Source organism: Chryseobacterium sp. ERMR1:04 (genome assembly GCF_001297705.1).
Lineage (GTDB): Bacteria > Bacteroidota > Bacteroidia > Flavobacteriales > Weeksellaceae > Chryseobacterium.
The window spans coordinates 50,563-76,169 of record NZ_LIRF01000010.1 but is presented as its reverse complement, the minus strand read 5'-3'; the positions used below and the strand labels follow the sequence as shown (position 1 = coordinate 76,169).

The following is a 25,607-nucleotide window of genomic DNA, read 5'->3' as shown; positions in this document are numbered from 1 at the left end:
TTATTCGTAAAAATGAGGTTTATAATGAAAAATATTTTTTCACTTTACAAATTACAGGTGAAAAAAGACCGTCTTGGGGGACAGTCTTTTATACATATTGCTCACTCCTTGGAAATTAGCTTGATGGCCAAAGTCCTTCGTAAGCAGAATTTCCATAGTTGATTTTTTCTGCACTGATCACGAAACTGATCAACATAGAGTTTTGGTCTACTGCGTCGAAATCTACTTCGTGTTGAATTACATATCCATTTTCCCAGTTAAGAGTGATCAATGTTCCCTCTTCATGAGATTTATTGAAAGTAACTTCTCCGCTTGTTGGTTTGTATTTACCGTTTAGTAAACTTTCTAAAATTTCAGACTTTTCTGTAGCTTCAATAGTTAACTTAATAATTGCATTTGACGGGTCTGATGCTACACGTCCTGAAACATCTGTAGATCTTGCGACACTGTAATTAAGTTTTAATAACTTTTGCCCTTCGCTTCCGTTGAATTTTAAAATTCCTCTTGAATTTTTCTCTGCCATAATTTCTAAATTTTAATTATTAACACTGTGTTTTTCAATGTTTTGTTATAACAAATATAGATAGCCTATTTTGATTCAAAAAACTTTTATCGCACTATTTCATATTTTGTAGTAGTTCTACGACTAACAAGTGTTAGTTAAAAAATAATAAGTGTACTAAAAAACAAAAAGCCAATCATTCCAGAAAGGCCATAAAAAAAGACCGCAACTTGCGGTCTTCTCTATTTATTTGAAATTAATTATTGTCCCATTAATTCTTTTAATCTTTCCTGCATCAATTGAGGATCTTTCATCGCGTCCATTCCTAGGGTAGAAATAACGACGATAAGATATACAATATATAAAATACTCAATACAATACCAATGATACATAATATCTTACCTGTTTTCAAATTGTTATAATCTGAGTACATATCTGGATTCTGTTGGTACAAAATATTATCTTTTTTGAAAAGATATAATCCCACAATTCCGGTAATAATACCTACTACCCCATAGCAGCAGCAACCGATAATAGAGACGATTCCTAAAACAAGTACAGCAGTAGCATTTGGTAATTTCTGTTGATTCATAGTTATAATTTTAATGTTGATTTAGTGTGTATTTAAATAAAAATGTTTGTAAAAATAAGCAATTACCATTATAATAGAATTAGCAACCGCCATTATAATTAAAATATTTCCGTAATTCCTTTTCTTGTCAACAAAGCTAAGTCCTACTGTGAATAAAAACATCAACAGCGTATAAACAGCTGGAAACATATGAAAAGCTTCAGAGAATCTCCCTTCAAAAACCATCACAATAGCTCTTTGCGCACCGCATCCAAAACATTCTATTCCTAAGAACTTTTTACTTGGGCACGATAACATGAAATCTTCAATCTTCATTTTTTGAACTATATTAATTTGGATAAAATTAAGAAGAAATTTTTGCTCTTAAATATTGATGTGGAAAAAAACATTCTTCCTTCATTTCAAAAGATCCCTGGACTGCAATATACGGATTTCTTAAAATCTCTCTTGCAACAAAAATTAAGTCGGCATCACCTTTTTGAAGAATTTCTTCCGCCTGCTCTATTTTGGTAATAAGGCCTACCGCTCCTGTTTTTACTTCTGCTTCATTTCTTACTTGTGAAGAAAACGGAACTTGGTACCCGTCAAAAACAGAAATTTTTGCGCCATGAATATTTCCACCACTTGAAACATCAACTAAATCAACCGAATGATTTTTTAATATTTTCGCCAATTCTACACTGCTCGCAATATCCCAACCGTTTTCAGCATATTCAGTTCCTGAAATTCTTACAAAAAGAGCTACATTTTCATTCAATTCTTCATTTACAGCATCTACAATTTCCAATAAAAATCTAATTCTATTTTCAAAGCTTCCTCCATATTCATCGGTTCTGATATTAGAAAGCGGAGACAGAAACTGGTGAACCAAATATCCGTGTGCTCCATGAATTTCAATTACATCAAAACCTGCTTTCACCGCTCTTCTTGCTGCATCTTTAAAGTTTTGAATTTGTTCTTTAATCTCTTCTATCGTTAAAACATGCGGAATTCGCTCGGTCGGATGATAAGGAATTGGGCTTGGTGCCACAGTTTCCCAACCTTCCTCAACAGGAATTTGAAGATTATTCCATGTTGAACCTTTTCTTCCTGCGTGGGCAATTTGAATCCCCATCTTGCTATCCGAATTTTTGTGTACAAACTCCACAATTCGCTGTAGTTTTTCAGCCTGTTCATCATTCCAGATTCCCATACAATGGTTTGTGATCCTCCCTTGAGGTTCCACGCCGGTTGCTTCCACCATAATTAATCCTGTTCCTCCCTGTGATCTGCTTCCATAATGCACAAAATGGAAATCATTGGCCATCCCATTTTCACAAGAATACATACACATGGGAGACATTACCCATCTATTTTTTAATTCAACATTTCTAAATTGTATAGGAGTGTATAACATTGTTTAAATTTTTAAGATTTAAAATTACAAAAATTAGTATCATTAAAATATCTTATTTACATGAACACAGGTTTAAATTGACGACTTCTTTACAAAAAACAAACATTAATCTATGAGAGGTTGTTTAAACTTCAGCTAATAATTGCTGTGTGAAAATTGTAGCCCAATAAGGATAATTTTAGTTGTTAAGGAGATTAAGAAAAAGTCTACAGATTTCCTTAAGCGTGAAGTCTTAAAGTGAAGCTCAAACTTAATATTCTAAAAACCTTACGTAATCTTAGTGTTGAAAATCAAGGATGCATGAAAAATTGTTCATGAAAAATGAAATTATTAAAATTTAAACAGGCTCTTAGAAATTTTAAAATAGCAGTGAACCAGCTTACAAGTAGGCTAAAAGCAATCCAAAAAGTAAAAAATGATAGAATCAACTTAACAAACCAATCCAATATACAACTGAAAAACAAATGATTACACATTTAAAAGTTAACATTTTTTGCAATTAAAAACCAAAACAATTAATAATCATTAACAATTTGAAAATCATAATAATAGCAAAACCGAGATATTTTGGTAAAAACAAAAAAAAATTAAATTATTATGAAAAATTTACATTCTTGGATCCTATTATTAAGCATTTTTATGTACGTTAATGGATCTTGTCAAGTAGGCATAGGTACAACATCTCCCAGAGGCGCTTTGGATATCAATTCTCCTACAACCAATAATAAAGGTTTAGTGTTACCTACCAATAGTAATCCCACCAATATGACGAATCCACAAGGGGGATCATTAGCAGAAGGAACTGTCATGTATGATAATACTCAGAAGTGTGTTAAATTTTATAATGGAAGTGTTTGGTCCAATTGTCTATGTGACACTTGTGGAGCACCTACTCCCACCCTTAGTGCAGACTGTACACAAAATGGTTTTACGGGTAGCTATACAACTAATATTCCATTAAGTGGCACAACATTTACGGTAACCCTTGCAAATAACTCTTTTTCTACAGCCAATCTTGGTTTTCAAACAAGTGATCTTGTTTTAAGTGGAGTTTCCGGTTTAACAGTATCATCTGTAAGCCCTACTACAGCTACTCTTAATTCTGGGCAATCGCAAGTGGTAACATATACTATTACAGGAACACCAAATAATACAGGTACCCTTACAGGAACATGGTCTAAGCTAACGCTGAACTGTTCTAATACCGTAACCGTTCTACCAGGAGTACGTTTTGCCTATTGGGACACTTATTCAATAGGAAGTGCTACTTTTCCCGAATTTAATTCACAACTTAGCAATACAGCTAATTATGGTGCTACAGGAACTTATAATAAAATTGGAGGGTTTAGCTTTATTGATATCTCAGATATTCTAGATACAGCTACAGTTCCGAGCTTGCTTGCCAATTATGATATTATTTGTATAGGCGCAGAAACTGAGCTGGATGATACGGACAGTAGTAAAATCAAAGGATTTGTAGATGGAGGAGGTGTTGCTATTATACTTCTTGATGAGGACTTTAACACAGCTGTTTTCCAGGCTTTTGGCAATACAGGAACCATAGGAAGTGGAGGAGTAAATGGAATAACAACAACAGATGCTACAAATACTGGAGTATTTGGAGATGGAACAAATGCCAGCATCACTGGATTAGGGCAACACGGAAGAATATTGCTTAGTCAATTAGCTCCAGGATCTGTAGTACTTGCCACTGAAACAGCTTCTACAAATGACATCGCACTTTGGAAAACAGATAGCGGAGGAAGAGCCGTATTCGCCTGGGATGAAGGTGTATATAGATCGTCTAATATTACAGGTAATGTAATTGATACCCCGCAAGAGATCTTCCTTCATAATATTATAGCCTATCTTTTAAATGCTAGAGGGTTTTAGAGAAGTATCGCATCATAGTAAGCAGGTATCATATTCCTAAAACAAAAAAAACTATTTTATATTTACATATAACCTGTGATCACTTCAAGAAATTGAAAATATCACAGGTTATTTATGAACTGAGTTTTGAGTTAACGGATTCATGATCCAAAAACACTCCAAATAAGGCTGCTTCAATTCATGAAATTCAACGCGTAGTTTCCTTGAACTTTTCAAAGGACGAAGTTTAATAAATGTACTTATATTCTTATTCGGACAATATTCTATATGAACATAATATTTTGAAACAACACCTTCAAAAACAATAACATACTTATTATAAGACATTTGAACCAAAACACTACAACAATTTAACTTGATAATAACTTCAAGAACTGGAAAAACGATACTTAGTACCCCACACAAGATGCGCCGTTACTTTACTAACACATAACCATTGCTACGTAGACAATCAAAAGAAGATCACATTAGAGACTGAAAGTAAAATATATTACAGTACATATTTTCAACCATTTCTGAGACAAATAAACATTCATCTTTGAGACACTCTAAAATAATAATGAAATAATCGGCAATGTAAAGCCTAATTCAAAAGGGACGCAATCATAAATACAATTAACAACACATATTCACCATATGTATAACAAATAAACATCTATAATTGTAAAAATTAACAAAAAACAACATTTAAAAGCAAAAACAATTAACAATTATTAATAGGACAAAAATCAGGATAAAGGAAAAACTAAGATATTTTTGAAGAAAAATTTATTATTAATTAGCAACCAAAATTCCTTAATCCCAAAAAATCAAATTGTTATGAAAAACTTACATTCTTGGATCCTATTATTAAGCATTTTTATCTACGCTCAGGGATCTTGTCAAGTAGGTATAGGTACAACTTCTCCTCGAGGAGCTTTAGATATCAATTCTCCTACAACCAATAATAAAGGCTTAGTGCTACCAACCAATAATAGTCCCACCAATATGACAAACCCTCAAGGGGGAGCATTAGCAGAAGGAACCGTTATGTATGATAATACTGAGAAGTGTGTTAAATTTTACAATGGAAGTACATGGTCTAATTGCCTATGTGACACCTGTGGGCCATCTACTTCGACTATTATTGCAGACTGTACGCAAAATGGTTTTACAGGCAGTTACACAAGCAACATTCCCCTAAGTGGAACAACATTTACGGTAACAATTACAAATAATTCCTTTTCCACCTCCACTCTTAATCTTCAACCAAGCGATCTTGTTTTAAGTGGAGTTACTGGTTTAACAGTATCTTCTGTAAGTCCTACTACAGCAACTCTTAATGCCGGGCAATCGCAAATGTTAACGTATACTATTACAGGAACACCCAATAACAAAGGTACACTTACAGGAACATGGTCTAAACTATCATTAAACTGTTCTAATTCTGTAACCGTTGCACCTGGGGTACGTTTTGCCTATTGGGGCACTGCTTATTCAATAGGAACTTCTACTTTTTCAACATTTAACTCGCAACTTACCAATACGGCTAATTATGGTCCTACGGGAACTTACAATAAAATTGGTGGATTTAATTTTATCGATATTACAAGTATTTTAGGATCGGCTACAGCTGCAAGTTTACTTGCCAATTATGATGTTATCTGTATAGGTGCAAATACTGAAATAGATGCTGCAAGTAGCCTTAAAATTAAAGGATACGTAGACGGAGGAGGCGTTGCCACTATACTTCTTGACCAAAGCTTCAACACTGCTATTTTCCAAACTTTTGGTGGTACAGGAAGCGTAGGAGCCGGAGCAACGAACGGAGTAACAACCACAGACACTACGAATAATGGAGTTTTTGGAACCGGAACAAATGCCAGCATCACTGGGTTTGGGCAACAAGGAAGAATATTGCTTAGTCAGTTAGCTTCAGGATCTGTAGTACTTGCCACTGAAACAGCTTCTACAAATGACATTGCACTTTGGAAAACTGGCACCGGAGGAAGAGCAATCTTCTCTTGGGATGAAGGAGTCTATAGATCATCTAATATTACAGGTACCGTAATTGATACACCACAAGAGATATTTCTTCATAATATTATGGCTTACCTTTTAAATGCTAGAGGATTTTAACCAGAGAAACATCACATGATATCATAATTATGCAGGTATCAATATCATATTGCTGAAAACAAAACCTGCACCTATTATTTTCTTTAATCAGAGCCTTTTAAAATTTCTAAAATAAACTTTATCAAAATACTTTATTTTAGAAATTTTAAAAGGCTCTGAATATTGCCCATTTGATGAAAAAGAGGTAGTTTTGTCACCCTTTTTTAGGTCGATAATATATGAAAAAAGACATACAGGTACGTTACGAATATTTCAAAAATAGCGTTGAACTTAGTGATATAGAGAAAACATTGTTAGAAAGAGCAAAACAAGCCAGAGAAAATGCTTATGCTCCTTATTCTAACTTTTTAGTTGGCTGTTCGATCTTGCTGGAAAATGGAGAAATATTCTCCGGAAACAATCAGGAAAACGCAGCATTTCCGTCGGGTCTTTGCGCTGAAAGAACAGCTATATTCTGGGTAGCAGCCAATTTTCCGAATGAAAAAATCAAAAAGATCTTTATTGTTGGCGGTCCAAGAGAATTCAATGTGAAGAATCCTCCTATTCCACCTTGTGGAGCCTGTAGGCAAAGCTTAATAGAATACGAAACAAAGCAAAATGAAAATATAGATCTTTATTTTTCAAGCATGAATGATGAAGTGGTAAAAGTGAATTCTATTAAAGATTTACTTCCTTTTTATTTTGACGCTACCTTTTTATAGCTAGGGAATTACAGGGTAATCCCGAGAAACAAAGAGACAAAGCAATCTTTTACTAATTCTAACATTTTATTGTAATAAGATTGCTTCACCTTCGGTTCGCAATATCCCAAAAGTACCTGGTGACTGAGGACCTCGAAGTCACAGTGTATACTACCCTAGCCCAGATAGCAACGGTTACCCCACAGCAAGAAAATTGGAGGGCTGGAGGATTTTAGCGTTGGCATGGCTGGCGCGAGAAGTATGAGTGGATAGCGGGAAATAGCTTCAAAAATAACCTTTCATTTAAGTTCGTTTTTTCTTTTTTGTCTAATCAATCTAAAAACTTATCTTTGGGAAAATTTTGGTTTCCAGTGTATTTGGAATGAAAAGGGAATTGGGTGAAACCCCCAAACTGTCCCCGCAACTGTAAATCGCAACTCAAATTTCTACAACAAAAACCACTGTGAAAACGGGAAGGTGTAGAAAGCGAAAGTCAGGAGACCTGCCAAAATTATAATTTAAAAAATAGCTTGCTTTCGGAGGAAAAGTAAAATAGAAATGGATATAAAAAGATCTTTAGTACTGTTTTTTTCGTCTTACGGTTGTTTTCTTTTTTCGCAAGAGAAAGTAATTGATACCGTTTATGTTTTTGATAACCAAATGAGTAAAGTAAAACTTTTTCATCAGGTTACTACCATTACTCCTCAAGACGTAGAAAAAAACTCAACCAACCTTTCTGAACTTTTGCGTTTTCAATCTCCGATGTACATTAAAGAAAATGGCCGTGGAGCCGTTTCTTCACCTTCTTTCAGAGGGACTACAGCGCAACAGACTGCTTTTGTATGGAACGGAATTAATATTAATTCTAATTTTCTGGGGCAGGGGGATGTGAATAATATTTCCTATTGGGGCTTTGATCAGATTGACGTAAAAGCCGGTGGCGGAAGTGTAATCTATGGCAGTGGGGCAATTGGAGGAAGTATTCACCTGAATAATGACATGAGTTTTAACAGAGGTTTTCATACTTCTTTATTTTCAGAAGTAGCTTCTTTTAATACCTATAATAATTTCGCTAAAGCTTCATACAGTAATGATAAGTTTAGTTTTAAAGCTTCTGGACACCAAACCCAAAGTGAAAATAACTACCAAGTAGAAGAAGCCAGAAACTATATCAACAGAAACGGAAAATACAGCAATACCAATTTTAATTTTGCAGCAGCTTACAAAATAGCTCCCCATCATCAAATTTCATGGATCTCAGAATTTTATAATGGATCTCAGCATTATCCGATTTTTTTTGAAAGCCAGGACAAAACAAAATATGAAACTCAAAATATTCGCAGCCTGATTTCATGGGACTGGAACAAAACCAAATTCAGTAACTCATTTAAAGCAGCCTATACAGAAGAAAACTTCCAATATTTCGGTGATATCGATAAACCAAAAACAAGTGGAGGAACAGGAAAAAATTATATTCTTAAAAATGATTTTAATTATTTTATCGTTCCAAAGCTGAATTTCAATTTAATTAGTGAATTTCAGGTAAATAAAGGGGAAGGCTATGGATCGGGAATCGACCATGTAAGTAGAAATGTAGGATCTGTGAGTGGATTGATCCGTTATTTTGCAACAAAAGATTTACGCTTTGAAGCAGGAGTCAAAAAAGATTTTATACAAAATATAAGTTCACCAGTATTATTTTCATTTTCAGGGAAATGGGATGCTACAAACTGGTATAATTTAAACTTGAGTATTTCGAAAAACTTCAGATTCCCTTCATTTAATGACCTATATTGGCAACCTGGAGGAAATATTAATCTAAAACCAGAAACATCTTATCAATTTGAGTTGAGAAATCAGTTTAAAATTGCAGATGTCAAACTTTCGGTAACCCCATATTACATGAACATTCATGATATGATTCAATGGCTACCTACTTCTTTAGGATATTATTCGCCCATTAACACTTATAAAGTTGAATCCTATGGCATTGAATCTCAAATCGAATATGAAAAAAAATCTGGAAAACATACACTAAGATCAACTCTAGGATATTCTTATACGAAATCTACCAATCTTGAAACTCAGAAACAACTGATGTATGTTCCTTTTCATAAAATCTTTGGAAATATTGATTACCAATATGATTTCATGAGAGTATATGTTCAGGGAATGTTCAACGGATTGACCTATACAGATACTAATGAAAAGAGAAGTGATGCTCTAGACCCTTATTTTGTGATGAATTCAGGAGTTTCCGCAACATTACTTAAAAATTACACGATTGGTTTTAAAGTCAATAATATATTCAACCAAATCTATTATACAATGGCATTTTATCCTTTACCAAAAAGAAATTATAGTGTGAATTTGAATATCAATTTTTAAATAATTAAATATAATGAATATTAGAAAAATTTTATCTCTTGCATTTGCTGCAACATTACTTTTCACGACCTCTTGTACTACCGACAGCACCGAGGAAGTTGTAGAAACTACGTACGACAAAGGTATTCTTATTATGAACGAAGGTGGATTTACAACTCCAACAGCAGAAGTTTCTTTTGTTACTGATGACTTATCATTAGTTGCGAATAAAATTTATTCAGGAAAGAATAAAGAAATCTTAGGGAATGTATTACAAACTATTGGTTTTAGTGATGGTAATGCCTATTTGGTTTCAAACGTACCGAATAAAATTGATATTGTTAACAGATATACTTTCAAACAACAGGCTACTGTAACAACTAATCTTCAAGGTCCAAGATATATTGCTTTTTCAGGAAACCAATATTATGTGACCAACAATCTTTCTGGTGCTACAAAACTTAATGTATATAATAAGGACAATACTTTTGTAAAAAGTATCACTTTTGACAGATATGCTGAAAAAGTTGTTGAAGCTAGCGGAACTATTATTGTACAAACTGATGGTATAACGTATGAAGCAAATCCTCCTTACAACGCTTTACCAACAGGATATACCATTACCACTGTAAAGCCTTCAACGAATACAGTTGACAAAACGATAACGCTTCCAACTGTTGGAATCATCAGAGATATGATTTCTTACAATGGTGATGCTTACGTATTAGCTTCTGACAATACAAATTCTTATATCTATAAGATCAATTCTACAGCAGGAACATATACAACAACAACGCTTACAGCAATTCCTCAGGTTCAAAAATTAAGAGCTGATAATAACAAATTTTATTTTGCTAACGCAAGCAACAAAATTTATTCTATGACTGTAGGTTCTACTACTGTTCCAACGGCTCCTATTGTTACTACGCCAGGAAATCTATATGGATTTAACGTAATTGACGGTAGAATTTTCGCATCAGATGCAAGTTTCACAGCTGACAGCAAAGTGAATGTATACAATGCTACTAGTGGATCTTTACTTAAAACTTTCACTGCAGGAATCGGAACAAGTGGATTCTTTAAAAACTAAGATTTACGCTACGGCGTATTATATATAAATTTTTATTTTTTTTCATCATTTGTGTTTTTATCCGAGCGGTTTCTTCGAAACCGCTCGGATTTTTTTTATCTTCTGGCTTTAAAATAAGAAGTGAAAAAATCACAATTACTCATCATGTCATCATATTGATCAGGATATTTTTCCCTCAATTTCCGGTAATATTCATTCTTCTCCAATCTCTCATCAATATAGCTGTCCGAATAGGAAAGATAAGTTCCATTTTTCTGCTGTTCAAAATCAAGTCTGTTGTTTTCGCATCTGCCTTGCATCCTAAGACACAAAGCTTTAAATTTATCTGTTTTAGCATTTTCCAACGCTTTTCCGTAATAAAATCTGGCAAGATGAGAAGAATTAAACTCTTCATTATCTTCACGAACCGAAAAATTACTACTTGAACTTATTGAATACCTTCTCATCATCCAAACATTTCCATATTGAGACATATTGTAGTAACAATTAGCAACTAAAAAGTAATAATAATCACGGTCATTTTCTTTCGGGTTGTTAGCTTTACTGATATATTCCATCAGTTTTTTGGTAATTGAAATTTTATTTAATCTGAATTGCTCCTTCTCAGGAATAAAATCCGGAGTATATTTTAAATGAAAAAATGGATTTTCATCAAATATTACATTTCCATAATCATAACTGGTTTTATCATTCCTTTCCCAAAGAGAATATTGGATATTATAATACTCTTCACCAGGTTTTTGAAATGCATTCAATGCTAAATTAAGCTTATTCTGTCTCACATATTTTGTACCCAGCAAATCATATAACTTTTGAAAAGAAGATTTTTCCAATTTAAAATTCTGCGAAAAAGAATCCGTTTTTTCTTCTAAACGTTGAGCTTTTTTGATGAAACTCAATAATTCCTCAGGAGTATAAACTGCATCCAAATAATTAAAAGATTCTGCAAAATAATCACCATATGTTTTGTTGCCATTTTTTAAAGATTTATAGTACACAAAATTGTTAGACAAGTAATCATTTTCAGAAGCTGAATAATCTAATGAAGCATATAAAAGTGCCGCATCATCTGTATTGCCAAGATATTCCAATTCTCTGCCCAAAGCAAAAATGAACCGTTTATTGGTTTTATTTTTAATAATAATTTCCTTCGCCGCTTCAAGGATCATCGCATTTCCGTAATCCTGATTAGCAAAAAGATCCAAAACTTTGATCTGTTCCAAATTATTTCGCATTTTCAAATCTTTAGACAACGTGTTTTCTAACTGTGAAATTTGCAGTAAACTTTCTTTATAATTTTTTGTCATTAATAAAAGTTCAGCTTTTGCAAACTTCCAGAAATCAGGATTGTTAACTTTAGAAATATCTACATAATTAATAAATTCCAATACTTCAGCCGCATATTTCCTGTCGAAGTCGGATCTTTTTAAAACCTTTTGAACAGACTCACTTTCCGAAGTACTTTCCAGACCATATCCCGGAGATCCCATTGAGGGATCAAATAAGGTATAATAGGGTGTATAAATCCAATCTTCCAATTTATTGATCTCCCTTGCAAGCAAAAAGCCTAATCCTTCAGAATGTGGATTATACGTATAGATCTGTTTTAAGTTATCTATATTTTTACCAGAATTATAAATTCCATAAAGAAGTAAAACGTTGGCTTTTTCTGTATTATTTTTAGCATAATTCAATACTTCATTTTCAGGTACTTTGGAATCAAAATATTGCCAGGAAACAAAACATTTTTCAGGACATTTTGCAAAAACATTAGCAAAATAAATATTTTTAAGAGCCTGATTATTTTCTGCAATTGCTTTAAAATACAAAGCCCAAGTATCAACAATATCATCAGATCTGTCCGTCGAAAAATATTGGCCATACACTTTATTAATCTGCTTCATATCATGATTGTAAAAAGCCAGACGAATCGCTAAAAACGCATATCTTTTTTTGATTTCTAATTGTTTTGCAGACGTAGCTAAAGCAATTCCTTTATTTAGCATCTTTGTTCTGCTGACAATCACTGTATTTTCATTTCTTTCCCATGGATCATCCTGCCAAGTGTTAAAATATTCACAGTTTTTAGCAAATTTCAAATAATTAACAGCTTCAATATCTTTAGTTTTAAGTAAATATTGAAGAAAGGAATTAGCACTATTGGGATTAATATCTGAGAAACTGTAATTCCATAGAACCACAGTAATATCTTCTATAGAAACCTTATTGCTGCAGTATTTCCTCCAAAGTTCTTCATTCTGAGAATCATCCATTTTATGATCAGAATAATAAGATTGATCCCCAAAACTTAAAGACGAATAATAAAACGAATTGTATTTATGATAAGAAAAATAATCTGGGTTGAGGAAAGAAAATCGCACATCTTCTCCGTAAGGATAGAAACCACACGCCAAAAGAATATTACTTAGTAAAATCGTTGTAAAAATGACTAATTTCCGCATCTGTGTAGTTTTTTAATTGATTCTCGTCTAAATGGAAAAGTGTTACGGTAATTTCTTTATCAAACTTTACATTTTTCTTAATAATTGCAATAGCCTGATCTATTTGAGAAGTCGTTATTTCTTCATATTTTATTTTGTCTCCTACTCTCAAATAATTTTTATAATCAATCACCGTATCTTTTGTCACTTCATACCAAAGCGGTTTTATAGGTTTCAGATATTTTTTAATTTCATTTCCGTTGTACAAAACTCCGCTAAACTGATTGTTCTGATAAATCTGCATCCACGAATATAAAGGAAGCGCTACATCCAGATGAAGAGGATATTTCTTTCGAGTATTCAAATAACTTTTAAGCTCATTAAGATCCAAAATAGAATTTTTAGAATCATCTTCTAAAGGGTTAATCAGATTATAACACATCAAGATTACTTTATCAACCGGAGGAACTCCCATCTTATCTGGATATTTGTAAGGATACAACCTTAGTGTACAGGAAATTTCTTTCTGAGTAAGAGGTTTTAATTTTTTAAGGAAATAAAAATATTTGTCTTTAGTAGAAGCTGTCCAATCACAATCGATCTGAATTTCGGAAACTACCCTAGAATTAAATTTTTCTTTTGAAAATTTATTAATAAGGAAATTTACGTCGTCTGCGAGCTTGTCTAAATCTTTTTCAGTACTTTTTTTGAAAACAATATTCTTGATGTAAACTGTTGGAATAATTTCGCAGTTGATCATACTATTTTCATCAGAATAAGAAGAAATTCTGAGATCCGTTTTTGAAACAGGATAATTTCCCATCGCTTCCGTAAAATCTACTTCAAAATATTTAATGTAGAGCTTCTTTACATTCTGATCTTTTAAAATTTGACTTTCTTTATTTGATATGGAGTATCCATCTGTTTTCCAATAATAAAAAGCACGATCAACCTTTTCTATTTTATTTTCACAGGATAAAACAAACAAAAGAAATGACAGAAATAATAGTATCTTTTTCACTAATCAGTTTTTAAAAATTCGACAATTTAACACTAAAACCTTCAACAAATATAATAACAAAACTCATGCAATTTTAAGATTTAATTAACAAAATTTAAGATTTGTTATAATTTTGTTTTATGGCAAAATAAAAAGCAACAGATACAATCCATTGCTTTATGTCTTTATTTAAAATTTAGTGTTTACGCTAAAGTTAATCCTAATTTCTCTGCCTCGGTGATCACAAATTTTGTAGCTTCTTCTTTATCATTTAAAATTTCGCCTTCCAAGATGGCTTCTTTTACTTTTTCCTTTAAAATTCCGATTTCACGTCCTGGTTTAAGGTTAAACATTGCCATGATCTCTTCTCCTGAAATGGGTGGCTGGAAATTTCTTACGTGATCTTTTTCCTCAACCTCTTTTATCTTAATGGCAACGTATTCAAAATTCTTTTTGAATCGCTCCTGTTTCCTAGAGTTTTTTGTCGTTATATCGGCCTTACAAAGCGTAAATAAATCCTCCATATCTTCACCAGCATCGAACAACAATCTTCTTAATGCAGAATCTGAAGCATCATCTGTAATCAAAGCGATAGGACGGGATGAAAGCTTTACCATTTTCTGAACATACTTCATATCTGGACCTAAAGGTAATTTCAATTTCTGAAACATTGTTTTTACCATTTTTGAACCCAAAAATTCGTGTCCATGGAAAGTCCAGCCTGTTCCTTCAACGAATTTTTTTGTCGGAGCTTTTCCTATATCGTGAAGCAATGCAGACCAACGCAGCCAAAGATTATCCGTATGTAAAGAAATGTTATCTAACACTTCCAACGTGTGGTAAAAGTTGTCCTTATGAGTCTGTCCTTCTACCTCTTCTATTCCTTTTAGTTCAATTAATTCAGGAATAATCAGCTTCATTAATCCTGTTTCTTCCATCAATCTCAATCCGATCGATGGTTTTTCAGAAAGCATGATTTTATTAAACTCAACCATGATTCTTTCCATCGAAACAATTTTAATTCGCTCCGCTTCCTGCTTTATCGCTTTTAAAGAATGTTCTTCAATTTTAAAATTCAATGTTGATGCAAAACGTACCGCTCTCATCATCCTCAATGGATCGTCAGAATATGTTTGTGCGGGCTCTAAAGGTGTTCTTAAAATTCCTTTTTCCAGATCTTCAACACCATTGAAAGGATCGATCAATTCACCGAAATTATCTTTGTTTAAAGAGATTGCCATCGCATTAATGGTAAAATCTCTTCTCTTCTGGTCATCTTCCAAAGTACCACCTTCTACTTCTGGTTTACGACTATTTTCGGTGTAGCTTTCTTTTCTGGCACCTACAAATTCAAGTTCCAGATCTTTGTACCTGATCATCGCTGTTCCATACGTTTTGAAAACAGAAACTTTCATTTTAGGATCTATTTCTTTCCCCACACTTTCCGCAAGCTCAATTCCACTTTGTTCCGTAACAAAATCAATATCCGTTGAAGCTTTTCTTTTCATCAAAAGGTCCCTAACATATCCTCCGACAATATATACCGACTGATTATTTTTGTCCGCGACTTCAGAGATTATTTTGAAAAGTTTTAGATTTTTATTTTGATTAAGATTAATGAACATGTTTATTATGTAGATGTTAGAATTTAGACTTGATCTATTAGATCTATAACAGAGTTTTCAATAACTCCCTTTATTTATCTAATGTAAAACCACTAAAGAATTAAGGGGATTAAGCTTTACACTCAATATTCTTAATGCCTTAATGGTTGAATTATTTTGCAAAGATAATTAAAATCTTTTCTTTTATTCTCGTAGAACTTTTATTCTGTTATCGCTCCAGATTTTTATCACAGATGAACCCGAATATTGAGAAACTTTTTCTCTGTTTTCTTCCACCGTATAATCCACCAAATCAATAATTTCTTTTGAAATATCCGAAAATTGTAACGGGCTTTTATCTCCACTGAAATTTGCTGAAGTGGATACCAAAGGGCGGTTTAATTTTGTAATTAATTTTTTACAAAAATCATTTTTCACCAAACGAATTCCGATGCTTCCATCTTCAGCCAATAATTCTTTCGGTAATCCTTTCGGATTTTCATAAACTAGCGTTACAGGTTTTTCACTTAAATCCATGATTTCCCAAGCCATTTCCGGAACGTCTACCAAATCCTGTAATCTCTTTTCAGTTTCCACTAAAATGATCATTGATTTGTTTTTTTCACGCTTCTTGATGTCAAAAATTTTATTGATGGCCTCTATGTTTGTTGCGTCACACCCAATTCCCCAGATCGTATCTGTTGGATAAAGGATGGTTCCACCTGATTTTAATATGTTGATGATGTTTTCCATAATAAATAAGAAATTTAGACCTTGATACAATCAGTCTTTTAAAAAAAATGAGCTAAAACCATTTCTTTTATTTATATTTTTTGTTTGCTTATTTGTCTTTTTTAATATTTTCTTTAAATCTATTCGAATAATATGCTGAGAAAATAAAACCGGAACATTTAACCGTGCACTCTCCTTAATTAAAGTATAAAGAATAGATTCATTTTTAAAGAAAATCATTATTGTTTTTTCGTAATTACCCAAAGTATAGCCACTAGTCGGTTCATTTAAGAATATTAAATTATTTGAAATTTTAGAGACTCGATAATTATTTTTGTTTCCATATTCAAGAATTCTTTGCTTAGCATCTTCTTTATGAATATTAAACTTTATTTCCTTTAAATCTTTTTCAGTGAATTTGCAGTAAAATCCATACAATCCAAAAAATAACCCAGAACCACATAGAAGATATTCTAAATCACTATTAGCAGAAGATTTCACTGATCCCAAAGCTAATATTGATGGTACGATTAATGCCAGAAACATAAAATAGTTTGTAAACGTATCAAACTTCTCCCACCAACTTTCTTCAAACATTAATTTCTTTGAAGAAATACTTTCTTCAATTTCTAAATTCTTTAATATTCGCATTACAACTTCGGCAAATACCTTTCCTCAATAATATTCAAATGATGAATATTATGGCCAATAATTAATTTCCCGATGGTTTCTACAGAGATTTCGTTTCCGTTGGCTCTTCCTGTATTATTTAAAACTAATGAATTCAATGTTTCCAATAAAATTTGAGAAGACTTTCTGATCAATTTATATTCTTCTAACAAAGATTCTAAACTTCTTTCGTTAGCAAAAGAATTGTTAGCATACAGTTCCTCATCAAAACCTGGAAGTTCATTGTTATCGCCTCTTGCAAAAGCTAAAATTCTATATTGAAAAATCCTTTCAGTATCTGATAAATGGAGAAGTAATTCTTTCAACGTCCACTTTCCTTCATCGTAAGCGAAATGAGATTGCTCTTCTGAAAGTTTTGAATAAATAGCTATTGTTTTTTCTCCGGAAATCTTTAATTCTCCCAACCAATTTTCGGAAGGAATATGATCTAAATATCGTTGAATATATTTTTGAAAATCAATCATGGTAATATAGGTAATAAGTAATTGCTAATGAGTAATTTTTAAAATTTACAATTGACAATTCACGATTCTTTGTTCGTCCATTCGTAGAAGTTAACAGAATCATACAATTCAAAACCGCAAGCCGGATATAATTGATTTCCGATGTCGTTTGATTTCCCTGTTTCTAAGAGAACTCCACAAGCTTCGGTAGATTTTGCTAATTGCTTTGCTTCTTCAATTAATTCTTTTGAATAGCCTTTTCCACGGTAATTATCGTTGACATATAAATCATTCAACAGCCAATACCGTTTCATTCTAGTAGAAGAAAATATAGGAAATAATTGAACAAAACCAACTAACTTCCCTCCATTTTCAGCAACAAAAATTTCGGAATCTTTATTCTCGATTCTTTCTTTGAGGAAATTTTCAGCAGCAGAAATATCAGATTCTTTATGATAAAAAATTCTGTATTGATCAAACAATTCAGCCAATTGAGCCAAATCCTGAATGGTAGCTTTTCTTGTATTTTTCATCTTACTTATAAGTGATGATCGTAGCTTAGAACTCTTTTCATTTTCCAGTCTTTGCCATCCAAAATCCATAGAATCGTAAATTTTGCACGGCTTCCTTTGTTCCACTTTCCATTATTCAATTCAGCAAAATCATGTTCACCTTCTTCAATAAAAGCATACAAAACATTATCCTTGTACAAAGGATAAACTTTCATGCTGCTGGGAACCAATTCACGTTTTACTTTGTTGGGTCCGCCACAAATATTATTCCTGATTGAAGCAGTGAAAGCTTTTTCACCTGAAGTAATGCCACCTTTATCGTGATAAAATTCTAAATCATCACTCACAATAGAAGGATAATGAGAAAGATCACATTTGTTAAATCCGATATCGAATATCAAACTGTCTAATTTCTTTGCCGTTTTATACAACTCATCGGTTGGTTTAACCTGAGAATATGCAATCTGACTTAAAATTAACAGCACTAAAATCTGAATCTTTCTCATTATTTTTATTTTATAATTAATTTTATTTTTTTCACACTTTGTCATTCTGACGAAGGAAGAATCCCTACTTCTTTAAAGTAGATTCTTCATTACGCTCCGCTACATTCAGAATGACAAAACGGAATATTCAAAATCTATATTAAGAAAAAGCTTTTTCTAAATCTGCGATAAGATCTTCAGCATCTTCAATTCCAACGCTTAAACGAACCAAATCATCAGTAATACCTAATTCAGCACGTTTTTCAGCAGGAATAGAAGCGTGAGTCATCAATGCCGGGTGATTAGCCAAAGATTCTACTCCACCTAAAGATTCTGCCAACGTGAAAACTCTCACTTTTTCTAAAAACTTAACGGCATCTTCTTTTTTACCTGATTTGAAAGTGAAAGAAACCATCCCTCCAAAATCTTTCATTTGAGCTTTTGCCAATTCATATTGTGGGTGAGATTCTAATCCCGGATAAATTACTTTATCTACGGCAGGATGAGATTCAAGGTATTTCGCGACAGCCATTCCGTTTTCTGAATGTCTCTGAACTCTTAATGCCAATGTTTTAATCCCTCTCAATACCAAATAAGAATCGTGTGGTCCTAAAATCCCACCGCTTGCAAACTGGATGAAGTGAAGTTGATCTCCTAATTCAGCATCTTTAGCGATCAATGCACCAGCGATAACATCAGAGTGACCTCCTAAATATTTCGTTGCAGAATGCATTACGATATCAGCTCCCAAATCAATTGGTCTTTGTAGGTAAGGGGTTGCGAAAGTATTATCAACAGCAACTAAAATGTTTTTTCCTTTTGCAATTTCTACAACAGCCTTGATATCTACCAATTTCATCAATGGATTGGTTGGTGTTTCAATCCAGATCAGTTTTGTTTTATCTGTAATAACGTCAACAATTTTTGAAGCATCATCAAAATTAACGAACGTAAATTTCAATTGATATTTTTCAAAAAGTCTGGTAAACATTCTGTATGTTCCACCATATAAATCATCTACTGCAATAACCTCATCGCCTGGGTTTAATAATTTTAAAACACAGTCGATTGCCGCCAAACCAGATCCGAAAGCCAATCCTCTCGCCCCGTTTTCAATGCTTGCCAAAGAGTCTTCCAACGCCTGTCTTGTAGGGTTTGCCGCTCTTGAATATTCATATCCTGAATGTACTCCAGGACTTTTTTGTGCGAATGTAGATGTTAAAAATACAGGAACATTCACAGAACCCGTTGCAGATTCGTGATGTTGCCCTCCGTGAATAACTTTTGTATTAAAATTCATAATATTTTGCTTTTAGTTTATTGCTTTTGGCCTTTAGCTTTACAACTAACCTGCCAAAACTTTATTATTATTTACTTTGTGCTTTTAGCAAGAAAGCCAAAAGCGTTCTTACATTTTTATAGCAGATTTTATCGCAAATTCTTCTGCGATCTGCTCGATCCATTCTGCTACATCCTCCTCTCCTGTTGCTCTCTGGTAAGTACTCCCAAGAGAAACCAAGATCTGGTGGATAAACATTTTCATTTGATCTACCGGCATTTCTTTTGTCCAAAGATCAATTCTTAAAGCTTCCATCTTTTTATCATCCCAAACGGAAATCATCGTTGCCTTCGTATCTTCCTTTTCAACACCTCCATCTTCTGCATTCCAAGTGATGAGTTCCGGAATGTGGTTTTCATCTAATTCAACGTCTATCGTAATTTGAGTCTTTCTCATAACTTTCTATTTATTCTAATAATTTTATTTTTTGCTGTTGGCTTTTTGCTTATCGCTTTTCGCACAACTTCTAATTTCTAAGTTCCAGCCTTATTTAACTTTCGGCTTATATCCTGACTGATTAAAAATGGTTGTAGCATCCATTTTCAGGAAATCTACAAGCTTTGTATCAGGCTTTTCTTTAAAATAGGCTTTACAAACCTGCCATCCTGCAAAAATCCCCACTTGTGGTGAAGACTCGTTGTCTATATCTGTATAAAATTTAGAGAACGGTCCCGGAGCAATAAAACGCTCTACCAATCGGTGATCATCTCCAAAAATCAAGTTGTTTTCAACAAAATAATTCCAGATGTTTGCTTCATTCGCCAGCGTCCAGTCATATTGTTTTTTGGTGTAATTCATTTTCAGATAGTCCGGAAAATTGGGTAAAAATGCATCCTGAAGAATCATTATTTTTCCGTTAAGCATAATCTGATCAATAAATTTTTGGTGATCAGGAGATTCTTTAACCATACTTTCAGCAAAGATCTGCGACACTTTCGGTACAATATTCTGAGGATTCATTGATTTTTGAAAATACAGTTCCAAGCCTTTGTAGTTTGCATTTCCATCTCCCATAAAACCTGTAACATCTATGAACAGAAGATTTCCTTTTTCATCATAGAAAATAGGATCCTGAACCATCTGCAAGGCCGATGAAAACAAATATACTTTCGGGCTTTTAAATTGAGGAAAGTAATATTTGATATGTGAAAACAGATCCTGAAGCTCTTTTTGAAGCTTAGCCTGATCAATTTTCCCAATGGCTTCTTTATAGAGTTTTATTTCTCCGGCATCGGCTCTTCTTTTTCCGAAATCTGCATCTGAAACCGTTCCCTGAAACCAAGGATATTGAGCTTTAAATTGATCTAAACTTACATTCGGATCATACAATGCTTTTGAAATATCAGTAATTTCAACCTTTTCGGCAGGATTTTTCACTTCTACATTCCATTGGTTCTGAGAATCTTTGTTACAAGAATTCAAACCCAAAACTAAGAGTAAAGAAAGTGCAATAGTTCTAAAAATCTTCATTATTTTTACATGAAATTTAAGTTTACAAAAATACGGATTTAAACACAACCAAATGATGAAAAATAAAATATTTATAACAGTAATATTAAGCTTCACATCAGGCATTTTCTTTAGCCAAAACCTTAGTTTTAAGGACAAGAATCTTGAAAAAGCAGTGATAGAAAATTTTGATATGAATAAAGACAATGCCATCAGTAAATTCGAAGCAGAAGGCATTACCAACCTGTTTTTAGTAAATAAAGGGATAACCTTAACGGATGATCTTCCCTTTTTTCGAAATGCAACAACAATTGTTTTAGATGACAACGCCATTCCCAATGCATCGATAAAAAGCCTGAATAAGCTGGAGCTATTTTCATGCACAGGATGTAAGATCTCAAAATTCGAGGCAGATAATCTCCCCAAATTAATGTCCTTATATCTAGACAACAATGCTATTGAAAACATTTCGTTTAGGCTGGCACCAAGAATTAATCAATTAACAATATCTTTAAATAAATTAAAAACAATTGATTTAAGCTCGCTTAAATATTTAAAAAAATTAAATCTCGAACATAATCAGCTTCAAAAACTGGATATCTCTCTAAATAAAGAGCTACAAACCTTAAATTTAGCAGGAAATAAAATGAAAGAAGCGGATATAAGAAAAGGAATGAAAACAGATGTTACTATTTTCGGATTCGAAGAATAAACAGACGTTAAACCCTTAGATACAGATTTTACCATACTCCATTTTACTATTTAATATACAACCATGAAAATAGAAACTGAAAGACTCGTATTAAGAAAACTTGAAGATACCGATTATGAACGTTTGTTTCTTTTGGATTCTGATCCTGAAGTGATGAAATACATTGGCGTACCCGTTGTAAAAGACGTTAGTGATTCAAAAAAGATGATTCAGTTTATTCAAAAACAATATGCTGAGAATGGTGTTGGAAGATTTGCGGTCATTGAAAAAGAAAGTAATTTATTAATTGGCTGGAATGGGTTGAAATTTTTAACCGAAGCTATTAATGGATATAAGAATGTCTATGAACTAGGATATCGCTATCTACCTGAGTATTGGGGTAAAGGTTACGCTATGGAAGCTGCAAAAGCCTCTTTACATTATGGTTTCAATGACATTGGTACAGATGTAATTTATGCCATGGCTCATTCTGAAAATGATGGTTCAAATCATATTTTACAGAAACTGGGCTTTGAAAGAACAGGTGAATTTATGGAACCTGACGGAGTGTGTTTTTGGTACGAATTACAACGCGAAAAATACAGTTCAAAATCATGATTTTAAGACAGGAAGAAGAAAAAGACCGTCAAAAGGTTTTTGAAGTCATTGAAAAAACGTTCAAAGAGGCTGAATATAGCGATCATCAAGAGCATTTCTTAGTGGAAAAATTAAGAAAATCTGATGCTTTTATTCCCGAATTATCAATTGTTGCCGAAATAGATGGTGAAATTGTTGGGCATATTTTATTCACAAAAATTACAATAGAAAATGACTCAACATCTTTTGAATCATTGGCCTTAGCACCTGTTTCCGTACTTCCTGAGTTTCAGAATAAAGGAATTGGCGGATTGCTGATTAATTACGGACATACCCTTGCGAAAGATTTAGGCTATACCTCCGTAATATTAATTGGCCATGAAAACTATTATCCTAAGTTTGGATACGAAAAAACCACTAATTTTGGAATTTCTTTTCCGTTTGATATTCCCGAAGAAAACGGAATGGCTATAGCATTAACAGAAAACGGATTAGAAAATATAAATGGCGTAGTAAAATACCCTAAAGAATTTGGAATAGACTAAAAAAATATAAATAATGCAGACACAAAAAGTAACAGATCATATTGTAAGCTGGCTAAAAGATTATGCTACAAAAGCAAATGTAAACGGATATGTATTAGGAGTTTCAGGAGGCGTTGACTCTGGTGTTGTATCTACGTTGGCAGCAATGACGGGATTAAAAACGTTGTTAATTGAAATGCCGATTCGTCAAAAAGAAGATCAGGTAAACCGCGCTTGGGAACACATGAATGATTTAAAATCAAGATTCCCTAATGTAGAAACAATGTCTGTGAATTTAACCCCTGCTTTTGAAGAATTATATAAAAGCTTTGATGTACACGATGATCTTTATCCCAACGAAAAACTGGCTTTTGCCAACACCAGATCTCGTCTAAGAATGCTTACGTTGTATTATTATGGCCAACTGAATGGCCTTTTAGTGTGTGGAACAGGAAATAAAGTTGAGGATTTCGGAATTGGTTTCTACACCAAATATGGTGATGGCGGCGTTGACGTCTCTCCTATTGCCGATCTTTATAAAACGGAAGTTTACACATTGGCAAAATCTTTAAATTTGGTTAAAAATATTCAGGAAGCCATCCCTACCGACGGACTTTGGGATGTTGACAGAACGGATGAGCAACAAATTGGAGCAAGCTATCCCGAATTAGAAAAAATTCAAAAAGAATACGGAACAAAAACTGCGGAGGATTATGAAGGTCGCGATAAAGAAGTATTTTTAATTTTCGACAGAATGCACAAAGCGGCCAAACATAAAATGGATCCTATCCCGGTTTGTGATATTCCGGAGGAATGGAGAAGTGAGTAAATTTACCAATGTATCAATCTAACAGTTTACCGATGATTGCTTCATTGTTAAATTAATAAATTGATAAAGTCTTACCTTAATATATTATTGCTATGAATAGTAAAATAAGATCTTTATTTTTTATCTGCTTAGGACTTCTTTTTGGGATGTCTGCCATGTACATTTACAATAATTTTATCGCCGATAAAAAAGGCAATTCAAATGCTGTAAAAACAGAAACCGTTACTTATGGCAGTGCAGACCATCAAAATTCGGTTGGTACATCTTCAAATCAGCAGCCTATTGATGAATTAACGAAAGATAAAACAGTCATTAGTTATGTAAAACAAAACCATCAACTTCCTGACTATTATATCACAAAAAACGAAGCCAGAAAACAAGGCTGGAACCCGTCAAAAGGAAATCTTTGTGAGGTATTACCCGGAAAAGCAATTGGTGGAGATAAATTCAACAACAGAGAAGGAAGCCTGCCACAAGATGATAAATATTTTGAAGCTGATGTAAACTACAGTTGTGGAAACAGAAATTCGGATCGAATTATATTTACCAAATCCGGAGATGTTTATCTTACCAAAAACCATTATAAGAGTTTTGAAAAGCAGTAGTTTTTATTTACTCGCATTCTGTTTAACCTTTATCGTTTCATGTTCTGAAAAGCAACAGAAAGTAATAAAGGAAAATAAACCGATGGTGATATTAATTCAGCCTTTTAAAGATCTTAAACCTGAAAATGTAGAATTTATAACTGAGGAGATAAAAAAGGTTTATCCAAATGTAAAAGTTTTGGATGCCATAGACTTTCCCTCAAATGCTTACTATAAAGAAAGAAACCGCTACAGGGCAGATTCTATTATTAAATTTTTAAATACAAGAACAAAAGAGGGCTTTGTAACAATAGGTTTAACATCAAAAGATATAAGCGTAACCAAGGGAAAAACAAAAGATTTCGGGATAATGGGATTAGGTTACAGACCCGGAAAAGCCTGTGTTGCATCAAAATTCAGACTAAATAAAGAAAACCAAGACGAGCAGTTTTTCAAAATAGCCATCCATGAGCTTGGTCATACACAAGGATTAAAGCACTGTCCTGAAAAAATGTGTTTTATGAGAGATGCGGAAGGTAAAAACCCAACTAACGAGGAAACAGACTTTTGCAATCAATGCAAGACTTTTTTAACAAACAAAAACTGGAAATTCAATTCAATATGAAGACAATATATATAGATTTCACCGATATTGGTGACGATGAAGATTTTTACGCACAATTAAAAGAAAAGATTGCTCTTCCTGAGCATTTCGGGAATAACCTGGACGCTCTTTCTGATGTAATCACAGGGGAATTGGAAATGCCTTTTCACATCGAATTTGTAAACATGACCGTAGATCAGCTTGAAAGCTTTGAAGATCTATTAACAACCTTAGAAGAGATCGAAGAAGAATCATCAGAAGAGTTTACTTTTAGTTATTATCTGGAACAATATGAAGGGGATGATGAGGAAACTGAGGAAGAAGAAAGTCATGATGAAAAAGAAAATGACGATCAGAAGTAATTAAAATCAGTAGCATTACATAAAAACAAAACTCGCAGAAAAATCTGCGAGTTTTTTGGTCAGTCATTTTAAGTGTCCAATT

General features: G+C 33.2%; 27 protein-coding genes and 1 riboswitch. Of the genes, 12 read left to right on the top strand and 15 right to left on the bottom strand.

What is annotated here, in order from left to right:
• Positions 1 to 115: 115 nt before the first annotated feature.
• The 4 genes from tssD to namA all read right to left on the bottom strand — a co-directional run bounded on the left by tssD (position 116) and on the right by namA (position 2,491).
• The gene (tssD, locus tag AMQ68_RS23840) at positions 116 to 523 is read right to left on the bottom strand and encodes a type VI secretion system tube protein TssD (protein ID WP_054513108.1); all 408 of its coding nucleotides are present in this window, start codon (positions 521 to 523) and stop codon (positions 116 to 118) included.
• Positions 524 to 762: 239 nt separating this feature from the next.
• Positions 763 to 1,095 (bottom strand): CCC motif membrane protein, encoded by a 333-nt coding sequence (locus tag AMQ68_RS23835; protein WP_054513107.1) that lies wholly within the window; start codon positions 1,093 to 1,095, stop codon positions 763 to 765.
• A 21-nt stretch (positions 1,096 to 1,116) separates the two neighbouring features.
• Complete coding sequence (locus AMQ68_RS23830) at positions 1,117 to 1,410, bottom strand: DUF2752 domain-containing protein (RefSeq protein WP_054513106.1); 294 nt, start codon at positions 1,408 to 1,410, stop codon at positions 1,117 to 1,119.
• Between the two features lie 28 nt (positions 1,411 to 1,438).
• Positions 1,439 to 2,491 (bottom strand): NADPH dehydrogenase NamA, encoded by a 1,053-nt coding sequence (gene namA, locus AMQ68_RS23825; protein WP_054513105.1) that lies wholly within the window; start codon positions 2,489 to 2,491, stop codon positions 1,439 to 1,441.
• A gap of 597 nt (positions 2,492 to 3,088) precedes the next feature.
• Between namA and AMQ68_RS23820 the strand changes: the two genes are divergently transcribed.
• The 5 genes from AMQ68_RS23820 (at position 3,089) to AMQ68_RS23800 (ending at position 10,639) form a co-directional block, all read left to right on the top strand.
• On the top strand, positions 3,089 to 4,384 hold the full coding sequence (locus AMQ68_RS23820) for a hypothetical protein (RefSeq protein WP_054513104.1): 1,296 nt from the start codon (positions 3,089 to 3,091) through the stop codon (positions 4,382 to 4,384).
• Between the two features lie 819 nt (positions 4,385 to 5,203).
• The gene (locus AMQ68_RS23815; RefSeq protein ID WP_054513103.1) at positions 5,204 to 6,502 is read left to right on the top strand and encodes a hypothetical protein; all 1,299 of its coding nucleotides are present in this window, start codon (positions 5,204 to 5,206) and stop codon (positions 6,500 to 6,502) included.
• Positions 6,503 to 6,720: 218 nt separating this feature from the next.
• Positions 6,721 to 7,203 carry a cytidine deaminase gene (gene cdd / locus AMQ68_RS23810; RefSeq protein ID WP_054513102.1) on the top strand — a complete coding sequence of 161 codons (483 nt, stop codon included), beginning with the start codon at positions 6,721 to 6,723 and terminating at the stop codon, positions 7,201 to 7,203.
• 324 nt (positions 7,204 to 7,527) lie between these two features.
• A riboswitch (cobalamin riboswitch) is annotated at positions 7,528 to 7,707 on the top strand.
• 33 nt (positions 7,708 to 7,740) lie between these two features.
• Positions 7,741 to 9,570, top strand: a complete 1,830-nt coding sequence (locus AMQ68_RS23805) for a TonB-dependent siderophore receptor (protein ID WP_054513101.1) — start codon at positions 7,741 to 7,743, stop codon at positions 9,568 to 9,570.
• Between the two features lie 13 nt (positions 9,571 to 9,583).
• Positions 9,584 to 10,639: a DUF5074 domain-containing protein gene (locus tag AMQ68_RS23800; protein ID WP_054513100.1), complete on the top strand. Its 1,056-nt coding sequence runs from the start codon at positions 9,584 to 9,586 to the stop codon at positions 10,637 to 10,639.
• A gap of 95 nt (positions 10,640 to 10,734) precedes the next feature.
• Here the strand turns inward: AMQ68_RS23800 and AMQ68_RS23795 are convergent, their stop codons facing one another.
• The 11 genes from AMQ68_RS23795 to AMQ68_RS23745 all read right to left on the bottom strand — a co-directional run bounded on the left by AMQ68_RS23795 (position 10,735) and on the right by AMQ68_RS23745 (position 21,355).
• Entirely contained in the window at positions 10,735 to 13,101 is a 2,367-nt protein-coding gene (locus tag AMQ68_RS23795; RefSeq protein WP_054513099.1) for a hypothetical protein, read from the bottom strand.
• Positions 13,061 to 14,101 carry a hypothetical protein gene (locus AMQ68_RS23790; protein ID WP_123905776.1) on the bottom strand — a complete coding sequence of 347 codons (1,041 nt, stop codon included), beginning with the start codon at positions 14,099 to 14,101 and terminating at the stop codon, positions 13,061 to 13,063. The genes AMQ68_RS23795 and AMQ68_RS23790 overlap by 41 nt, the downstream gene beginning before the upstream one ends.
• 182 nt (positions 14,102 to 14,283) lie before the next feature.
• Complete coding sequence (locus AMQ68_RS23785) at positions 14,284 to 15,705, bottom strand: CCA tRNA nucleotidyltransferase (protein WP_054513097.1); 1,422 nt, start codon at positions 15,703 to 15,705, stop codon at positions 14,284 to 14,286.
• Positions 15,706 to 15,888: 183 nt separating this feature from the next.
• Complete coding sequence (locus AMQ68_RS23780) at positions 15,889 to 16,437, bottom strand: L-threonylcarbamoyladenylate synthase (RefSeq protein ID WP_054513096.1); 549 nt, start codon at positions 16,435 to 16,437, stop codon at positions 15,889 to 15,891.
• Positions 16,438 to 16,467: 30 nt separating this feature from the next.
• Positions 16,468 to 17,067: a hypothetical protein gene (locus AMQ68_RS23775; RefSeq protein ID WP_054513095.1), complete on the bottom strand. Its 600-nt coding sequence runs from the start codon at positions 17,065 to 17,067 to the stop codon at positions 16,468 to 16,470.
• The gene (locus AMQ68_RS23770; RefSeq protein WP_054513094.1) at positions 17,067 to 17,570 is read right to left on the bottom strand and encodes a DinB family protein; all 504 of its coding nucleotides are present in this window, start codon (positions 17,568 to 17,570) and stop codon (positions 17,067 to 17,069) included. The genes AMQ68_RS23775 and AMQ68_RS23770 overlap by 1 nt, the downstream gene beginning before the upstream one ends.
• Before the next feature lie 59 nt (positions 17,571 to 17,629).
• Positions 17,630 to 18,082: a GNAT family N-acetyltransferase gene (locus AMQ68_RS23765; RefSeq protein WP_054513093.1), complete on the bottom strand. Its 453-nt coding sequence runs from the start codon at positions 18,080 to 18,082 to the stop codon at positions 17,630 to 17,632.
• A 5-nt stretch (positions 18,083 to 18,087) separates the two neighbouring features.
• The gene (locus AMQ68_RS23760) at positions 18,088 to 18,567 is read right to left on the bottom strand and encodes a nuclear transport factor 2 family protein (RefSeq protein ID WP_054513264.1); all 480 of its coding nucleotides are present in this window, start codon (positions 18,565 to 18,567) and stop codon (positions 18,088 to 18,090) included.
• A 139-nt stretch (positions 18,568 to 18,706) separates the two neighbouring features.
• Positions 18,707 to 19,846 (bottom strand): cystathionine gamma-synthase, encoded by a 1,140-nt coding sequence (locus AMQ68_RS23755; protein WP_054513092.1) that lies wholly within the window; start codon positions 19,844 to 19,846, stop codon positions 18,707 to 18,709.
• A gap of 108 nt (positions 19,847 to 19,954) precedes the next feature.
• On the bottom strand, positions 19,955 to 20,281 hold the full coding sequence (gldC, locus tag AMQ68_RS23750) for a gliding motility protein GldC (RefSeq protein WP_054513091.1): 327 nt from the start codon (positions 20,279 to 20,281) through the stop codon (positions 19,955 to 19,957).
• 90 nt (positions 20,282 to 20,371) lie between these two features.
• On the bottom strand, positions 20,372 to 21,355 hold the full coding sequence (locus AMQ68_RS23745) for a gliding motility protein GldB (RefSeq protein WP_082384290.1): 984 nt from the start codon (positions 21,353 to 21,355) through the stop codon (positions 20,372 to 20,374).
• Positions 21,356 to 21,407: 52 nt separating this feature from the next.
• Between AMQ68_RS23745 and AMQ68_RS23740 the strand changes: the two genes are divergently transcribed.
• From AMQ68_RS23740 to AMQ68_RS23710, 7 genes are all read left to right on the top strand, one after another.
• A complete protein-coding gene (locus AMQ68_RS23740; protein ID WP_054513090.1) occupies positions 21,408 to 22,046 on the top strand; it encodes a hypothetical protein in 639 nt (212 codons plus the stop codon).
• Positions 22,047 to 22,109: 63 nt separating this feature from the next.
• On the top strand, positions 22,110 to 22,643 hold the full coding sequence (locus AMQ68_RS23735; protein ID WP_054513089.1) for a GNAT family N-acetyltransferase: 534 nt from the start codon (positions 22,110 to 22,112) through the stop codon (positions 22,641 to 22,643).
• On the top strand, positions 22,640 to 23,167 hold the full coding sequence (locus tag AMQ68_RS23730; RefSeq protein ID WP_054513088.1) for a GNAT family N-acetyltransferase: 528 nt from the start codon (positions 22,640 to 22,642) through the stop codon (positions 23,165 to 23,167). Before AMQ68_RS23735 ends, AMQ68_RS23730 begins: the two co-directional genes overlap by 4 nt.
• 13 nt (positions 23,168 to 23,180) lie before the next feature.
• Positions 23,181 to 23,975, top strand: coding sequence for an NAD(+) synthase (gene nadE / locus AMQ68_RS23725; RefSeq protein ID WP_054513087.1), 795 nt, complete (start codon positions 23,181 to 23,183; stop codon positions 23,973 to 23,975).
• A 92-nt stretch (positions 23,976 to 24,067) separates the two neighbouring features.
• Complete coding sequence (locus AMQ68_RS23720; RefSeq protein WP_054513086.1) at positions 24,068 to 24,580, top strand: ribonuclease domain-containing protein; 513 nt, start codon at positions 24,068 to 24,070, stop codon at positions 24,578 to 24,580.
• Entirely contained in the window at positions 24,567 to 25,184 is a 618-nt protein-coding gene (locus AMQ68_RS23715) for a matrixin family metalloprotease (RefSeq protein ID WP_160318010.1), read from the top strand. Before AMQ68_RS23720 ends, AMQ68_RS23715 begins: the two co-directional genes overlap by 14 nt.
• The gene (locus tag AMQ68_RS23710; RefSeq protein ID WP_054513262.1) at positions 25,181 to 25,525 is read left to right on the top strand and encodes a barstar family protein; all 345 of its coding nucleotides are present in this window, start codon (positions 25,181 to 25,183) and stop codon (positions 25,523 to 25,525) included. The genes AMQ68_RS23715 and AMQ68_RS23710 overlap by 4 nt, the downstream gene beginning before the upstream one ends.
• Positions 25,526 to 25,607: the final 82 nt, after the last annotated feature.

What these genes read in the sequence shown, in the direction of transcription:
- AMQ68_RS23730 (WP_054513088.1), top strand. Translation starts at nt 22,640, where the DNA reads ATGATTTTAAGACAGGAAGAAGAAAAAGACCGTCAAAAGGTTTTTGAA.
- AMQ68_RS23710 (WP_054513262.1), top strand. Translation starts at nt 25,181, where the DNA reads ATGAAGACAATATATATAGATTTCACCGATATTGGTGACGATGAAGAT.
- AMQ68_RS23780 (WP_054513096.1), bottom strand. Translation starts at nt 16,437, where the DNA reads ATGGAAAACATCATCAACATATTAAAATCAGGTGGAACCATCCTTTAT.
- AMQ68_RS23835 (WP_054513107.1), bottom strand. Translation starts at nt 1,095, where the DNA reads ATGAATCAACAGAAATTACCAAATGCTACTGCTGTACTTGTTTTAGGA.
- AMQ68_RS23815 (WP_054513103.1), top strand. Translation starts at nt 5,204, where the DNA reads ATGAAAAACTTACATTCTTGGATCCTATTATTAAGCATTTTTATCTAC.
- AMQ68_RS23795 (WP_054513099.1), bottom strand. Translation starts at nt 13,101, where the DNA reads ATGCGGAAATTAGTCATTTTTACAACGATTTTACTAAGTAATATTCTT.
- tssD (WP_054513108.1), bottom strand. Translation starts at nt 523, where the DNA reads ATGGCAGAGAAAAATTCAAGAGGAATTTTAAAATTCAACGGAAGCGAA.
- AMQ68_RS23785 (WP_054513097.1), bottom strand. Translation starts at nt 15,705, where the DNA reads ATGTTCATTAATCTTAATCAAAATAAAAATCTAAAACTTTTCAAAATA.
- AMQ68_RS23805 (WP_054513101.1), top strand. Translation starts at nt 7,741, where the DNA reads ATGGATATAAAAAGATCTTTAGTACTGTTTTTTTCGTCTTACGGTTGT.
- AMQ68_RS23740 (WP_054513090.1), top strand. Translation starts at nt 21,408, where the DNA reads ATGATGAAAAATAAAATATTTATAACAGTAATATTAAGCTTCACATCA.
- gldC (WP_054513091.1), bottom strand. Translation starts at nt 20,281, where the DNA reads ATGAGAAAGACTCAAATTACGATAGACGTTGAATTAGATGAAAACCAC.
- namA (WP_054513105.1), bottom strand. Translation starts at nt 2,491, where the DNA reads ATGTTATACACTCCTATACAATTTAGAAATGTTGAATTAAAAAATAGA.
- AMQ68_RS23775 (WP_054513095.1), bottom strand. Translation starts at nt 17,067, where the DNA reads ATGCGAATATTAAAGAATTTAGAAATTGAAGAAAGTATTTCTTCAAAG.
- AMQ68_RS23800 (WP_054513100.1), top strand. Translation starts at nt 9,584, where the DNA reads ATGAATATTAGAAAAATTTTATCTCTTGCATTTGCTGCAACATTACTT.
- AMQ68_RS23755 (WP_054513092.1), bottom strand. Translation starts at nt 19,846, where the DNA reads ATGAATTTTAATACAAAAGTTATTCACGGAGGGCAACATCACGAATCT.
- AMQ68_RS23765 (WP_054513093.1), bottom strand. Translation starts at nt 18,082, where the DNA reads ATGAAAAATACAAGAAAAGCTACCATTCAGGATTTGGCTCAATTGGCT.
- AMQ68_RS23770 (WP_054513094.1), bottom strand. Translation starts at nt 17,570, where the DNA reads ATGATTGATTTTCAAAAATATATTCAACGATATTTAGATCATATTCCT.
- AMQ68_RS23735 (WP_054513089.1), top strand. Translation starts at nt 22,110, where the DNA reads ATGAAAATAGAAACTGAAAGACTCGTATTAAGAAAACTTGAAGATACC.
- AMQ68_RS23820 (WP_054513104.1), top strand. Translation starts at nt 3,089, where the DNA reads ATGAAAAATTTACATTCTTGGATCCTATTATTAAGCATTTTTATGTAC.
- AMQ68_RS23830 (WP_054513106.1), bottom strand. Translation starts at nt 1,410, where the DNA reads ATGAAGATTGAAGATTTCATGTTATCGTGCCCAAGTAAAAAGTTCTTA.
- AMQ68_RS23720 (WP_054513086.1), top strand. Translation starts at nt 24,068, where the DNA reads ATGAATAGTAAAATAAGATCTTTATTTTTTATCTGCTTAGGACTTCTT.
- AMQ68_RS23760 (WP_054513264.1), bottom strand. Translation starts at nt 18,567, where the DNA reads ATGAGAAAGATTCAGATTTTAGTGCTGTTAATTTTAAGTCAGATTGCA.
- nadE (WP_054513087.1), top strand. Translation starts at nt 23,181, where the DNA reads ATGCAGACACAAAAAGTAACAGATCATATTGTAAGCTGGCTAAAAGAT.
- AMQ68_RS23745 (WP_082384290.1), bottom strand. Translation starts at nt 21,355, where the DNA reads ATGAAGATTTTTAGAACTATTGCACTTTCTTTACTCTTAGTTTTGGGT.
- cdd (WP_054513102.1), top strand. Translation starts at nt 6,721, where the DNA reads ATGAAAAAAGACATACAGGTACGTTACGAATATTTCAAAAATAGCGTT.